General features: G+C 67.8%; 9 protein-coding genes. 7 read left to right on the top strand and 2 right to left on the bottom strand.

Annotated features, from left to right (window positions below):
* Nucleotides 1-37: 37 nt before the first annotated feature.
* From lpdA to BJ968_RS23150, 7 genes are all read left to right on the top strand, one after another.
* The gene (gene lpdA, locus BJ968_RS23180) at nt 38-1,465 is read left to right on the top strand and encodes a dihydrolipoyl dehydrogenase (RefSeq protein ID WP_179757259.1); all 1,428 of its coding nucleotides are present in this window, start codon (nt 38-40) and stop codon (nt 1,463-1,465) included.
* A 35-nt stretch (nt 1,466-1,500) separates the two neighbouring features.
* Nucleotides 1,501-2,517 (top strand): lipoyl synthase, encoded by a 1,017-nt coding sequence (gene lipA, locus BJ968_RS23175; protein WP_179757257.1) that lies wholly within the window; start codon nt 1,501-1,503, stop codon nt 2,515-2,517.
* 48 nt (nt 2,518-2,565) lie between these two features.
* Nucleotides 2,566-3,315 carry a 2-oxo acid dehydrogenase subunit E2 gene (locus tag BJ968_RS23170; RefSeq protein ID WP_179757255.1) on the top strand — a complete coding sequence of 250 codons (750 nt, stop codon included), beginning with the start codon at nt 2,566-2,568 and terminating at the stop codon, nt 3,313-3,315.
* Nucleotides 3,316-3,453: 138 nt separating this feature from the next.
* Entirely contained in the window at nt 3,454-4,200 is a 747-nt protein-coding gene (locus BJ968_RS23165; protein WP_343078298.1) for an SDR family oxidoreductase, read from the top strand.
* A 1,606-nt stretch (nt 4,201-5,806) separates the two neighbouring features.
* Nucleotides 5,807-7,534, top strand: coding sequence for a methyl-accepting chemotaxis protein (locus BJ968_RS23160; RefSeq protein ID WP_179757251.1), 1,728 nt, complete (start codon nt 5,807-5,809; stop codon nt 7,532-7,534).
* 37 nt (nt 7,535-7,571) lie between these two features.
* The gene (locus BJ968_RS23155; RefSeq protein WP_179757249.1) at nt 7,572-8,555 is read left to right on the top strand and encodes a substrate-binding domain-containing protein; all 984 of its coding nucleotides are present in this window, start codon (nt 7,572-7,574) and stop codon (nt 8,553-8,555) included.
* A gap of 171 nt (nt 8,556-8,726) precedes the next feature.
* Complete coding sequence (locus BJ968_RS23150; protein ID WP_179757247.1) at nt 8,727-9,152, top strand: HD-GYP domain-containing protein; 426 nt, start codon at nt 8,727-8,729, stop codon at nt 9,150-9,152.
* A gap of 1,242 nt (nt 9,153-10,394) precedes the next feature.
* Here BJ968_RS23150 and BJ968_RS23145 read toward each other — a convergent pair.
* Nucleotides 10,395-12,005 (bottom strand): GGDEF domain-containing protein, encoded by a 1,611-nt coding sequence (locus BJ968_RS23145; RefSeq protein ID WP_179757245.1) that lies wholly within the window; start codon nt 12,003-12,005, stop codon nt 10,395-10,397.
* Complete coding sequence (locus tag BJ968_RS23140) at nt 12,005-14,287, bottom strand: COG1361 family protein (protein WP_179757243.1); 2,283 nt, start codon at nt 14,285-14,287, stop codon at nt 12,005-12,007. The genes BJ968_RS23145 and BJ968_RS23140 overlap by 1 nt, the downstream gene beginning before the upstream one ends.
* Nucleotides 14,288-15,094 lie beyond the last annotated feature (807 nt).

Below are 15,094 nucleotides of genomic sequence, written 5' to 3'. Positions count from 1 at the left end.
AGTCAACAGCGTCGCAACCCAGGTAGGAGGACCTCGCATGTCCGAGCAGGAACCGATCCGGGAGCAGCCCGTCGCGGCCGACCCGGCGCAGGACCGGGGGCACGACGTCGTCGTCCTGGGGGGCGGCAGCGCGGGGTACGCCTGCGCCCTGCGCTGCGCCGAACTCGGCCTCAGCGTCGTCCTCGTCGAGGGGGACCGGCTGGGAGGCACCTGCCTGCACTCGGGCTGCATCCCCACCAAGGCGCTGTTGCACGCCGCCGAGGTCGCCGACGCCGTGCGCACCTCCGAGACCTTCGGCGTCGTGAGCGACTTCGGTCACGTCGACGTCGCGAAGCTGCACGCCTACAAGGACGGAGTCGTCCACCGGCTGGCCCGGGGCTTGGAGCACCTCGTGGCGGGCCGGGGGATCGAGGTGGTGCCGGCCGACGGCGTCCTCGTCGACGGACCCAGCGTGGAGGCCGGGGGACGGCGCTACCGCGGTCGGCACGTGGTCGTCGCGACCGGCTCGCAGAGCCGAAGCCTGCCCGGCATCACCGTCGATGGCCGGCGCATCCTGACCAGCGAGCACGCGCTGGCGCTGCCGACCCTGCCGTCCTCGATGATCGTCCTGGGCGGGGGAGCCATCGGGGTGGAGTTCGCCAGCCTCATGCGGTCCTTCGGGACGGCCGTCACTCTCGTCGAGGCGCTGCCCCGTCTGCTCCCCCAGGACGACGCCACCGTGTCCGCCGCGTTGGAGAAGGCGCTGCGGCGGCGGGGGATCAAGGTCAAGACGAGGACGAGCTGCACGGAAGTGGAGCCGACCCAGGACGACGTGCGGGTCGTCTGCTCCGACGGTTCCGAACTGCGCGGGGAGGTTCTCCTGGTGGCGGTGGGACGCGGTCCCCGCACTGCCGGTCTGGGTCTGGAGGAACAGGGCGTGCAGACCGAGCGCGGGTTCATCCGCACGGACGACCGCCTGCGCACGAGCAACCCGCGGATCTACGCCGCCGGCGACGTCGTCGCCGGACTGCAACTGGCCCACCGGGGTTTCCAGCAGGGCATCTTCGTCGCCGAGGACATCGCCGGACTCGAACCGGCCGTGATCGACGAGAGCGGCATCCCGCGGGTCGTCTACTCCGACCCGGAGGTCGTCTCGGTGGGGTGGAGCGAGGAGCGGGCGCGCGAGCACTTCGGGGCCGGGGAGATCGACACCCTCACCTACGAACTGGGCGGGAACGGGCGCAGCCAAGTCCTCAAGACCGCCGGGCTGGTCAAGGCGGTGCGGTTGCGCGAGGGCAGGATCCTTGGCCTGCACATGGTGGGGGCGCGGATCAGCGAACAGGCCGGGGAGGCGCAACTGGTCGTTGACCTCGGCCCCGACGTGCAGCGCCTCGCGCAACTGGTCCACGCCCACCCCACGCAGAACGAGGCGCTCGGGGAGACCTACCTGGCGCTGGCCGGGAAACCACTGCACAGTCACGCCTGAGACCACACCGACCGCGGGACCGGAGGTAGGAACGGATGACGATCGCACCGGAGGGCCGGCGCATGCTGCGCATCGAGGCGCGCAACGCCGAGACGCCGATCGAGCGCAAGCCCGACTGGATCCGCACCAAGGCGCGCACCGGCCCGGAGTACACCGAGCTCAAGGGCCTGGTGAGGTCCGGCGGCCTGCACACGGTGTGCGAGGAGGCCGGCTGCCCCAACATCTACGAGTGCTGGGAGGACCGCGAGGCCACGTTCCTCATCGGCGGTTCCGAGTGCACGCGCCGCTGCGACTTCTGCCAGATCGACACGGGCAAGCCGTCGCCGCTGGACCGCGACGAGCCCCGCCGGGTGGCCGAGAGCATCCGCACGATGGGGCTGCGCTACGCGACCATCACCGGCGTCGCCCGTGACGACCTCGCCGACGGCGGGGCGTGGCTGTACGCCGAGACGATCCGGCAGACGCACGCGCTGAACTCCGACGGCGACTTCCACACCGGCGTCGAGATCCTCGTCCCGGACTTCAACGGCCGGCCCGAGCTGCTGCAGCAGGTCTTCGACGCCGCCCCGGAGGTCTTCGCGCACAACGTCGAGACCGTCCCGCGGATCTTCAAGTCGATCCGGCCGGCGTTCCGGTACGAGCGGTCCCTGGACGTCATCACGCAGGGCCGCGACGCGGGCCTGGTGACGAAGTCGAACCTCATCCTGGGGATGGGCGAGACCGACGAGGAGGTCCTGGCCGCGCTGCAGGACCTGCACGACGCCGGCTGCGACATCATCACGATCACCCAGTACCTGCGCCCCACGTCGCGGCACCACCCGGTGGAGCGGTGGGTCAAGCCCGAGGCCTTCGTCGAGTTCAGCCGGGCGGCCGAGGAGATGGGCTTCGCGGGCGTCATGGCCGGCCCGCTGGTGCGCTCGTCCTACCGCGCGGGCCGGTTGTGGGCCGGGGCGATGAGGAAGCGCGGGGTCGCGATCCCCGAGCAGCTCGCGCACCTGGACAAGGAGTCCCCCGCGGCCCAGGAGGCCTCCAGCCTGCTCGCCCGTCGCTGAGCATCCGCCCCCCCCGCCACCCACCGCCTCGACACGCAGGAGGAACGCATGAGCACGAGCGCTACCGTGGCCGGTCTGACCGGACGCACCGAAAAGCTGTCCCGCATCCGCAAGGTCATCGCCCGCCGCATGGTCCAGTCCCTGCAGACGTCGGCGCAGCTCACAACCGTCGTCGAGGTCGACCTCCACCACGTCGCCGCCCTGCGCGAGGAGGAGAAGCAGCGGTTCGCCGACACCAACGGCACCAAGCTGACCTTCCTGCCCTTCCTGGCCAAGGCCGCGCTGGAGGGCCTGAGCGCCCACCCGGTCGTCAACGCGGCCGTCGACCTGGACGCCGGTGAGGTGACGTACTACGACAGCCGCAACCTCTCCGTGGCCGTCGACACCGACCGCGGCCTCATGGTCCCCGTCATCGCCGACGCGGGGTCCCTGGACGTGACCGGACTGGCCCTGGCCATCGCCGAGGTCGCCGAACGGGCCCGGACCGGCAGACTGGGTCCGGACGACCAGGCCAACGGCACCTTCACGATCACCAACACCGGCAGCCGCGGGGCCCTCTTCGACACCCCCATCATCAACCAGCCGCAGGTGGCGATCCTGGGCACGGGAACCGTAGTCGATCGGCCTGTGGTGGTCGCCGCCGCCGACGGTAGGCGGAACATCGAGATCCGGCCCGTCGCACACCTCTTCCTGTCCTACGACCACCGCATCGTGGACGGGGCCGACGCTGCCCGCTACTTGGGCACCGTGAGGACGATGTTGCAGACACCGCAGTGGAGCCGCAGCGTCCTGGGATGAGCTCTCGGACCGAGCGCACCCGACATCGACTGGCAGCGAAGACGACACGAGGAGGCAGACGTGCAGGACGCGACAGCGGGTACGACAGCGGGTCCGGGCACACCGCACGAGCGCAGGTGGAAGGCCCCCAACTTCCGGCTGGACGGCCGCGTCGGGCTGGTCACCGGCGCCGGCAGCGGGATCGGGCGGGCCATCGCCCTGGCCCTCGGCGCGTCCGGGGCCTCCGTGGGGTGCTTGGACCTGGCCGGCGCGGACTTGGCCGGGTCTGTCGCCGACATCGAGGCGGTCGGTGGCCGGGCGGTCGCCGTCACGGCCGATGCCACCGACCCGGCGGCGGTGGCCGCGGCGATCGGCTCCGTCGAGCAGGATCTGGGGCCCATCTCCCTGGCCGTCAACGCCGCGGGCATCGCCAACGCGGCCCCGGCGGAGAACATGCCGCTGAGCCAGTGGCAGAAGGTCATCGACGTCGACCTGACGGGAGTCTTCGTCTCCTGTCAGGCCGAGGGACAGGCGATGCTCCGCAACGGTGGCGGTGCCATCGTGAACATCGCCTCGATGTCAGCGACGATCGCCAACCGGGGCCTGACGCAGGCGCACTACAACGCAGCCAAGGCAGGCGTCGTCCAGCTCGGGCGCAGCTTGGCGTGGGAGTGGGCCGATCGCGGTGTACGCGTCAATAGCATCAGCCCCGGCTACACCTACACCCCCATGACCCGCCGCCCCGAGCAGGCCGAGGCCATGGAGGGTTATGCCGGGGACACGCCGCTGGGACGCAATGCGCAACCGGAGGACATCGCCGGACCTGCCATCTTCTTGCTCAGTGACGCTGCTGACTACATCACCGGCGTTGACCTCCTCGTCGACGGCGGGTTCACCATCTGGTGACCTCCGTCGACGCCAGCGACGGCTTCCACCACGTCACGCGCTTCTGCATCTCTTTCGTGAGGGGCGTGGACCAGGGAAGCGGTTCATGGCTTCACTCACGACTGGGACAGCACGCCACCTGTGGTAGGCCTGTCTGCCGGTACTCCTGGGCCTGTTCCACGGGTCTCGCACAGTCGATCTTGCGGTGAGTCGCGAGCCTGTTGAGGCTGTCGCTGCCTTGCCGTCGCGACCGATGAGGTGGTGCCGCAGCGGGTCACGGAGCTGGTGACGGACATGCTGCGACAGCTGGTGCAGCCGTCGCTGCCCCAATGCTCACCACGCTGCTTGCGCCGCCCCGCCCGCCTGCCCCGCGACGGCCGCGCGCACTGGCCGGCATCGTGTACTTCCCGATCACCGGCTGCACTGGAAGCCAGGTACCGACCGAGCAGTGCGGCTGCTCGCACCTCTGGCCGTGATCGCCTCAAGTCCTGGTCGACGAACTGCCAGCCGCCGGCACGCAGGACGCGGACACCGCGGCGGTGGACGGCTCGCACGTGCATGCCTTCACAGGGGCATCACACCATCCCTTCACCGGAGACCCGGCCCGCGACGGGTCCAAGCACCACTTCCCACCGTCCCCCGCAGGCAGGCGGTGTCGCCAGCCGGTGGTGTCCTGCTGGTCGTCACCCCACCAGCGGCAGCCGCCACGATCACACACGATGGTGACGCACTCACTGTTCCTGATCCGCGTTCCCCGTCGTGGGTGGTGTGCGCGGTCGTCCTCGTCCGCGCCCGAGTCCCTGTTCACCGACCGTGAGGTCGGCAGGGCGAGGACGCCAACCTCTACCACCGCGCCCTGCGCGGACGCAGGATCGTCTCGCGCACCGCCTACCGCGGTACCGTCCACGGCTCGGGTCCACACGGCACTCGCCGGGTCGTCGAGCGGACCTTCACCTGGCAGCGCCAGTTCGAGCGGCTACGCGCCCCTGATGACGTCTGTGCCCATCTGCACCTCAGCTTGCTGCACCTCAGCTTGCTGCACCTCAGCTCGCAGCAGCTGGCACGGCGCTGCGTTGAGCGCTGCTGAAGACGACCGACTGATGCACTGGTGCCTGAGTGTGACGCTAGATCAAGAGCAGGCAAATGTGGTGCTGCGCATGGTGCCTGGACCTGAGGAATCGGCACTTCCACGCTTGTTCCGCTGGCGTGAGCTCCAGGTGGATCTGCCACCTGGCCCTGTCGGCCGCAGGAGTCGGCGGGCGCAACGTCGTTCGTGCTCGTCACGGCGGTGACGAGGTTGGACCTCGCCGCCCGGCCGCACCGCTGGTGGTTCGGCTTGCGCCGACGTCACGGCGTCGCTGGGTGGGACTGCGTACCCTCTTGCCGACTTCTCACGCGCTGTGCTGCTGCGGCTGGGTGCTCGAGTCTCGGCAAGGTACGTCATCAGCCAGGTGATTGCTCTTGAGGGGTCGCGCCGGTGCCGGGGTCATACGTGTGCAGTCCAGCAACACGAGCACATCGCGACCCAGCGCAGGGTGGAACGTGACTTGACCGAGCACTACCGCGACCCACCCGCGAAGCGCGGTTCCTGTGCGCCCGGGGCCAGGGTCACACCCACATTCGGCCATTGTGCCCGAAACGCTGGACCGAAAATGAGATCGACAACATCGCGGCGTCGGAGAGCTCATCCCACCTGATGGCCCATCCGATAGGGAGATCACCAAGCGAACCGGAGGGCATTGTGATCAAAAATGATCGTTCTACCTCGGCCCAGGGCTCAGGCCCTCGGCGCGGTGACCTGACGCTGCGGGCCAAGTTCGCCGTCCTGGGCGTGGTGGTGCTGCTGTCGCTGGGCTCGCTCGCGGCGACCTCCACCTACGCCGGTGACGTCGTCCGCAGCGAGGCTGCGGCGGCGGCCGCCACGGAACGCGCCATGTCCCTCGTCGTGCAGCTCGACGCCGAGTCGCGATCTCTCCAGCTCCACGCCTACCGGACGGTCCTGCGTCCGGACCCAGTCGCCGAACGCGACAACTTCGACGCGACGCGACAGCAGGCGCAGGACTTGCTGGATCGGCTCAGTCGCATCCCCCTCGAGGGACGGCAGAAAGCGGCGGTGAGCATCGTCGAGAACGCTTACACAGGCTACTTCCACAACGTCGACACATACGTCGAGGGAGCGCTGACCGACCAGGCGGACGCCGCACGCCGCTGGCAGCGTGTGCAGAAGGACTACGCCGCGACCGACGTGGCCGTGTCCGGGGCCCAGACCGTCTTGGCTGAAGCCTCCAACGGTTCTCGAGCCGACCTCGTGGCAGCTTTGGACCGCCTTCGACTGCTGTCGCTCATGGTCGTCGGAGCTGGGTGTCTGTTCATCGGAGTGGTTGGATGGCGAACCTTGCGCTCCATCCTCTTGCCTTTGCGCGCCGTGCAGGTGTCGTTGGAGGCCATGGCTGACGGCGATTTGTCCACCCGAACCCACCAGGGCTGGGGATCCACGACTGAACTAGGTCGCATGGCGACGGCCCTGTCCCGGGCACAGGACGGCTTGCGGACGCTGATCACGACCGTGTCGCAATCCGCTGTCGCAGTCGCTGCGTCCGCAGAGCAGGCGGACCACGCCACTCGGCGCATCGCCCAGCTCGTCACCGCCAACGCTGGACAGGCTCAAGCCACCGCAGCGGCGTCCGACGCCGTCATGGTCGCGGTGCAGACCGCCGCCGCCGGGGGGGAGGAAATGGGACTCAGCATCCGCGAGATCGGGCAGAGCGCATCCCAAGCCGCTGACGTGGCTGCCGCGGCCGTCCAGGCCGCGGCACAGTCCTCCACGAGCATCTCACGGTTGGGAACTTCGTCACGCGAGATCGGTGACGTCGTCAAGCTCATCACCTCCATCGCCGAGCAGACCAACCTCCTCGCCCTGAACGCCACCATCGAAGCGGCCCGCGCCGGGGAGATGGGCAAGGGCTTCGCCGTCGTGGCCGGTGAGGTCAAGGAGCTGGCCCAGCAGACCGCGAAGGCCACCGAGGACATCGCCGCGCGGGTGGACACCATCCAAACCAACACCGTCGATGCGGTCGACGCGATCACCTCGATCACCGAGATCATCGGTCGGATCAACGACCACCAAGCCACAATCGCGTCGGCGGTGGAGGAGCAGTCCGCCACCACCGCCGAGATGAGCCGAAGCGTCTCCGCAGCCGCCACGGCGTCCGGTGAAGTCGCCGAGGGCATAACCGGCCTGGCCACCGCCTCCTCCCAGACCGCTGGAGACGTGGCCGCAGTGCGCAACGCGGTGAGCGACCTGGTGCTCACCAGTGGCGGACTGCGCGAGCAAGTCTCCCGGTTCCGACTCTGACACCGCCCGAACCCTGCCACAACGCTAGGAGATTCCCGTGTCTGTAAACTTGTCCCGCCGTGCTCTGCCGAAGCTCGCTCTGGCTATCAGCGCCTCACTCACCGCCGCCTGCTCCTCGGCGCGCACGCAGGTGGAGGCGACATCCGGGGTGTCCGGCGGCCTGATCAGCATCATCGTCGGCGACGAGAAGAACGCCTTCTGGCAGGCGCAGAGCGAACTGTCCGGTGCAGAAGCGAAACGGCTTGGGTACACCGTGCAGGTGAGCTCCAGCGGGAACGACTTGGACGTCGAATCCGCTCTTGTGGACCAGGCCATCGCTGAAGACCCCGTGGCGCTCATCATCGGTGTCGCTAGCGCCGACGGTTCGGTGCCGGCGTTGGAACGGGTGCGTCACGCGAACATTCCCGCATTCCTGTTGAACACCGGGGTCACTCAGGACGACCTGGCCACCGCCGTGTTGACCTCGGACAACACCCAGGGTGCGATCCTGGGCGCTACGGAATTTGCTCGGCGCATGCGTGGAAGTGGTACTTATGTCGAGTTGCTCGGCCTCCAGGCGGACGCCAATGCCAAGATCCGATCTGACGGGTACGCCAGCGTCTTGTCTAAGGTACCCATGTTGCAGCGGGTGGGGGAAGCAGTCGCAGACTGGGACGTGGACAAGGGCCATGACGCGATGGTTGCCCTCCTGAAGGACCACCCCGACATCAAGGGTGTGCTGGCCGGAAACGATGGGATGGCTCGGGGGGCGGCAAAGGCGTTGGACAAGGCTGGACGGCGAGACGTCATCATCGGTGCCTTCGACGGGTCTCCAGAAGCCGTCGACGACGTGCGCTCCGGTGTCCTGGCTTACACCATCCTGCAGCCGGTGGAGCAGTTCGCCCGCAAAGTGGTTCTAGAGGTCCATGAGTTCCTGCTGACGGGGACGACCGGTGCGGCGACCGTCACCCAGAGCTTCGACTGCGAATTGATCACGGCGGGCAATGCGGCCGACTACGTCTCGCCCTTCGTCCTCCGCTGAGGCCGCCACGTCCAGACACCATGCTCACTGGCTGGACCTGCGGTAACAGACAGCGCTGGAACTAACGGACCGCGAGTCGCCCGGTGGAAACCTGTGAGCTCACCTCGCTCGTGAGTTCGGCCCTCCGACGAGGACGTTGATCGCACCAGCTGGGTCGCCCTACTGCACGACGTGGGCAAGGTCCACGTCACCGTGCGGATCCTCAACGAGGACAGTCGCCCCGCCGAGGAGGACTGGGCCAGCCTGCGGCAGCACCACGAGCGCCTCGAGGGCGGCGGACACCCGTGCGAACTGGCCGGGCAGAACATCTCATTGGCGGCGCGTGTGATCGCCGTTGTCGTCACCTACGATGTCATCACCTCCGCCCGCGCCCACGAGAAGCCGATGCCGGCCGAAGAGGCCCACGCCGATATCACCCGCTGCGCTAGGCACCAGAGCGGCCGTGAGTTGTTGCGCGCGTTCGTCGGCGTCAGCGTCGGCCCCTTGCACCGGATCGCCGGGCCCGTGGCGCTGCTGGCCGCACCACCGGGCGTGGTCGTCGCGCCCTCACAGAAATTGTCTGTCGCCGTGCCGCCAGCGCAGACGGCTGGCGGCTAGGTCACGGCCGCGGTGTCGGCGGCGGCAGTCGGGGTCCGCTCTGGAGCTGGCGCCGTCACCGCCGCCTCAGGTCTCGCGGTCGTGGAGGGCGCGCGCCGGTGGCACCGCCGCGTCCACGGCGACCACCGTAGCCGTCGCCGCGTGCGGCGCCTTCGCCCGTTGCCTCGCGCACCTCGAGTGCCACCGCGGCCTGACCGATCCCTGCCCTGGGCTGCGTGAGCGCCGCATCGGCGACCGCCTGGGCCGAGGCTGGTCACTCGCGCCACTCGCAGCAGCCCGAGCGAGGCACGCCCAGCGCCCGGCGGGTCACCGTCACAGGCAGTCCGCCTGCGGCAAGGTCCAGGACCAGCGGGAGGATCAATCATGGGTCCGGCAGCACGTTTCAGGCGAAGTAGGCTCTGGTCCGCTTCAGCATCCCGATCGTCGCCGCCTGCACCCGCGTCGTGCGGCGTAGCTGAAGCGCGCTCGGTCCCACGCAGCGTTGCAGCAGCGCCTTGCCCGGCTCGGGCGCCGATACGAGCACTGTCGCTGCCCTCGGCCAAACGGACCCAACGGCGCAGGAACGACTCGCTGACAGCAAGGTCAGCGGCGCCCATGGCCAGGAGCTGATCACGCAGCTGCACCAACTCCACGGCGCGCTGCCGGCACTCGGGAGGCTGGGTTCGGGGCATCGCAGGACTCCTCTTCGAGCGCCCCCATCGACTCAGGCTGATGTCCGGAGAAGCGGTTCACGCATCGGTCGGCGGTGCACCTCCGCTGGCCGAGGTTGTCAGCTGCAGCCCGGCCCGGGTCGGCGCTTCACGCCGTGCTTGCGCGCGTGAACCGACCACAGCCTCTGCCAGCGGCCCGAGCCTGGGCGCGGGTGGACCTGCAGCGATGCTCTGGCCGACGAGCTCGTCGGCGGGGCAGAGGGTGTCAAGCCGAGATCTGCTGAGAGTCCTCGTGGTGGACGGCTACCGCGGCGTTGATGAAGTAGGCATCGTTGCCGCTTCGGTGGATGACCGGGTGGCCGCCTCACCGAGGCAGGACTGCTGAGAGGAGGGTTGCTGTCGTTCCTCCGACAGCGGGAGGCATCCCGGTCACCGCGACAAGGATGCCGTCACCGCCGAGGCCACGGAGCATGAGCGTTCTTCCGCCAGCGGGTGGTCATCGACCTCCCGGCGCAGGAGTTTGTTCGCCTACTGCCGCCGCCGAGCCGGTTCCTCTGCTAACGGGTCCTGGCCCCACTCGCCACACAGACCCTCACAAGGCGCTTTCTGCTCTCGCATCCTTCGCGACCACACGATTTCGACCGGCGCCTTTAGCCTCGTACAGGGCCGCATCCGCTTCAGCCAACAGGTCGACAGGAGTCGATGCACTCTCGGAGGCGATAGCTACCCCAATGCTGGCGGTCACACAGACGGGAGAGTCCATGCTCTCCACCGCAGCTCGCAGTCGCTCGGCGAAGCGCAGCGCCTCGACCGCGCTCACAGCGGGCATGATGACGGCGAATTCTTCCCCGCCATAACGTGCCGGGAGGTCGTTGCGTCGGGAAGTCGTGCGCAAACAGTTCGCCAAGGCGATAAGTACCGCGTCTCCAACTTGATGACCGTACGTGTCGTTGACCATTTTGAAATGATCCAGGTCGATCAAAGCTACAGCACAACCAAAGCCGTTGACCAGATTCCCCTGGATCTCCCGCGCCAGAACCGTGTCGAAGGTTCCCCGGTTGGCCAAGCCAGTGAGAGCGTCCGTTTCCGCAGCGCTTCTCGTTTGCAGCAGCAGCGCAGCACGGCTGATGGCCAAGGCTGCATGGGCGGCCGCCTGCTCGGCGGTGGACACCATTCTCCGCTCGATTCCGGGAGTGAACAGTCTTGACAGCACTCCACGGCCAGCATGCTCAAAGACCAGCACGCCCCTTACGCGGCTCTCGCGTGCCAGGGGTATCAGCACCACCTCGCGCGCCTCAGGCATGTGCGCTGATAGCCAGGCGTCAGCGTCCGCCTCCACGTACTCGAGCAGTTGTGTCTTGCCCGAGGCGATAGCCTCCTCGATGATCGAACCGGGCGGCCATGGACATGCATCCGTCGTGCATGCCTGCTCGCTGGTCGTCGAATACCACACCGCCCCCTTGCCCGCCGCTGCTCGACTCGTGGCACCTGGGACACCCTCGATCACCACCAATGCGCGCCGAGCGAGCAGTTCGACGGTGGTTACCTTGGCCAAACCGGTCATGATTTCTGACGTATCCCAGCAGTCTTCCATGGCGACGGCGAATCCGCGCAACACTTGCATGTCGTAACGACGGCGTCGCAACTCGCGTTCGTTGACCGCTGCAAACGCCGCAGTGGTGAACGTGGTCGTCCACATCGCGGCAAGCAGTACGGTGAACTGCGCGCGGGGGAAGGCGCTGCCCAGAAGGGAGCGCCCCAAGGTCCCATCGACATCAGCTACTAGGACGGTGAGCAGCATCAAGCTGTTCCAGGTGGTCGTCTTGATGCCCGACCGGAACGAAGCGAGCAGCGTGATGGCGAGGGTATAAAGTACGAGAACATGGACGAGGGGCCCCTGTACGCCCCCGAGGAGACGAAAGCACCAAGCCAAGAAGGCGCCATCGAGGAGCATCGCGACGGCGATGACCCACAGAGTTGCGGTCCGCCCGAACCGGCGCACCTGCTCGAAGATGAGTACGAGCACCAGGTAGGCACCTACGGCAGCTTGCACATCGATCAGCTCTCCGCTTCGCGCCGAAGGCATCGCTTGCCAAGACAGCATCGGGGCAACCGCCAACAGCAAGCGAAAAGTCAGCAACCACCGCGCCCTTCTCGTCAAAGCGACGAGGTCAGCGACATCTGGTCGGAAGAAGTGCCTCATCAGTCGTTCCTACTCGGGTGGCGGTGGTAGTGGTCGGGCGACGACTTTGGTGCCTGGGAAGACCGACGCTGATCGGGATTCTCAGTCGCCGATTGCCTGGCGCGTTGAGGTCGCCAGAACTGAAGGCGAGGGTCCTCGTGCAACGGCGCCAACGCCAATTTGGGGTCAGCCCGATCCAGTTCTCGTTGAACCGCCAAAAAAAGCACCAAGAGCACCAGGATGATCAGCGGGAACGATCCATCGCGGACAAGCACCACAGTGACCGGCTCAACGCCGGAGGCGATCTGCTTCAAATCCTCGATGATCCGGTCAACCGTCCTAGAAGACGGCTCAGGGCTGTGAGACGTGCGGCGGTCACCGCTGGAGGTGCTGTTCTGATCCGCCAAGCCCACGCCGGCGTGTGTCGCCGCATCGGCTGTCGGGCCTTCTGTTGGAGGAGCCGTCGGGTGAGGCGAGCTTGTCGGGATGGCCAACGAGTCGGGGGACCTGCTGAAGGTTGCGGTCGCAGTGGCCGTCGGAGCCGTGGAGCCGGTACGGGTGGCTACGGAGCCCGCCGATGGCCCTGGTGCGTGCATGGGTGTGGCGGTGGGCGTCGGGTTCGTGGAGCTGGTGGCTTCGGTTCTGGGTGTCGGTTCGGGGGAGCTGGTGGGTGTGGCGGTGGGTGTGGCGGTGGGTGTGGCGGTGGGTGTGGCGGTGGGTGTGGCGGTGGGTGTGGCGGTGGGTGTGGCGGTGGGTGTGGCGGTGGGTGTGGCGGTGGGTGTGGCGGTGGGTGTGGCGGTGGGTGTGGCGGTGGGTGTGGCGGTGGGTGTGGCGGTGGGCGGGGCCGGCGGAACCGGGGCGATCGTGAGGGCGGTGATCGAGGCGGTGGCGTCTGCGGGGGTCGGGTCGTGCACTGCGCTGCTGGCGGTGATGGTGAGCGTTACCGGAGTGCCCGGTTGACGGTCGGCGGGCACATCGCCGGTGAGAGTGACAGCAGTCGAGGTGCCGGGGGCTAGGTCTCCGAGCGCGCAAGTGGCAGTGTCAGCGGTGATGGGGCAAGGGCCCGTGGACCCGGTCACGACGATATGGGACAGCCCCGTAGGTACTTGCATGCTCAGTCTGCTCGAGATGGCCGTCTGTGGTCCACCGGCGGCAACGGTGGCTTCGAAGCGGACCCGGTGTCCGGGGAGGGGAGGGGCGGACGCCAGGCGTGCAACGGCGCTCAGGTCGGCGGCAGGAGCCACTAGGTGAGTTTCCGGGGTGGCTGTCGATGTCGAAGGTGTTCGCGAGAGCGGTTCGGTGAAGGTGGTTTCGGCTTGGGCGGTGAGGGCTGTCATCGCCGCGGAGCGGTCAACGGTTACTCGGTAGGACATCCCGCGGCTTTCGCCGGATTGGATCGACCCACCGGCACCAGCGTCAGCGTCATCCCCTACGTGCACCGCGACAGTGCGGGCGGTGGCGTCATAGCCGCCCGCGTCATCGCCGAGGGTATCGGTCACCGGGGTGGCCGATCCTCCGCTCAGGGCCTCGATCGAGCCGGGCACGAACGTGGTGCCGACAGGTAGCTCGGCGGTGAGCGTGCTGTCCTGTGCGGGATTACCACCACGGTTGGCGGCGGTGACCGTGTACGTGAGCACGTCACCTACGTCGACGGTCGTCCCGCTGGAGGGCCTGGTGGCAAGGGTTGTCTCAATGCAGGCGCCGGTGCCGAAGGAGATGCCGTCCAGGAAGTTGCCTTCGACAGGGTTGCCGCCGTACGAGGAGACGGCCTCGAACGCGAAGCGCGTGGTGGTCTGCCCTGCAGGAACGGTATAGGTGCCTGCATGCGTGACCCAAGCCGTGTTGTCGTCGCTCAACGTGCCTTGAGACACCAAGGATCCGGTCGGGGATCCGATGTTGACCTGCATGACGTCCGTGCCGTTGCGGCCGCGGTGTTGCAGCTGCCACCGCAGAGTTTGTCCAGGGAGGGTGGCCACGTCTTGGTAGAGGGTGGAGGCCTGCTCGGCGTTGAGCTCGGCGTACTGCTCTCCCGAGCCAGCTTCGATGTCCTGGAAGGGGTGGCGCCAGATTTCGATGAGGTGGTCAGTCGCTGTCGTGCTCCAGCCGGGTACTTCGCTGTCAAGCCGTTGCTGCCAATTGTCACTGGGGACGACTGGTTGTTCGAAGCTGCTGTTCGTCAACGCGACGGCTGGCCCGCATGCGGTCGGCGACTGCACCGGTGGCGCCACGGGCGACGCCGAGGCGGCCACCAGAGGCGTGACGGCGACCGTGGCGACCACGAGCACCGTCGTGGTACCGGCCACGAGCGCCCCAGCGAAGCTGGCAGCACCGGGGCGCCACCTCAAACCGAGTGTCTCACTCGCCACTTCGCCGCCTGCCTCTCCGCACCGGACGTACCGACTGACAATCACAACGGTATCGACAGGCCCAGCACCATCCTTGAGCCGAAGTGTCGAGGTTCGAGCTCGACGACGCAGAAGTCGGCGGCGATGTGGGTCACCCCCTCGATGACCACGGCCACCTCGTCAGCCCATGAGTCAGCGCTCCTGATCGACTGGCCCATCAGCCTCAGCGGGAGGATAATGCGGAGGGGCAAAGGTGCGCGGAACGGCTTCTCCGCATCAGGGGCTTGAGCATTCCGCTCGCCAGGAACGAAGGTCCTAGGAGCAGCAACGTCGCATGTCGCCTGATCACCGGGCACGCTGCGCCGGCTGCAGCGCGGTGGTTTATTCAGCATGGCCCCGCTGCCGGACTCTGCCGAGACGGCCGCTCCACATCGCAGCGACGGCTGGATGCGGCCGGTTCAAAGAGCAAACGTCACACCCGCAGCGTCCGTTGCGAACCTGCTTGTGATTTCGACGCGGTTCTGTTCATCGCCGCTGTCGGGGTCGGCGTCCTTGAAGGTCGCTGCGGAAGGATCGCGTTGAGGCCGGTGTTGTGGTTGCTACGGGTGTGGCAGGTGTACCGAGTGTGAGTTGCGGTGCACGCTGTACTGCCTCTGCACTCGCGCGCCCTCGAGGAGTCACAGGGCCGATGGACTGGTGCGGCCCTGGGACGCTGAGCGGTTGCACGATGAGTACGCTCGTCGTCGTGGGCCCCGAACGGGCGAC

It is taken from the genome of Kineococcus aurantiacus (assembly GCF_013409345.1).
In the GTDB taxonomy this organism is placed as follows: Bacteria; Actinomycetota; Actinomycetes; order Actinomycetales; family Kineococcaceae; genus Kineococcus; species Kineococcus aurantiacus.
Note: the sequence above shows the minus strand (reverse complement) of the source record. Positions and strands in the feature narration are given on the sequence as shown.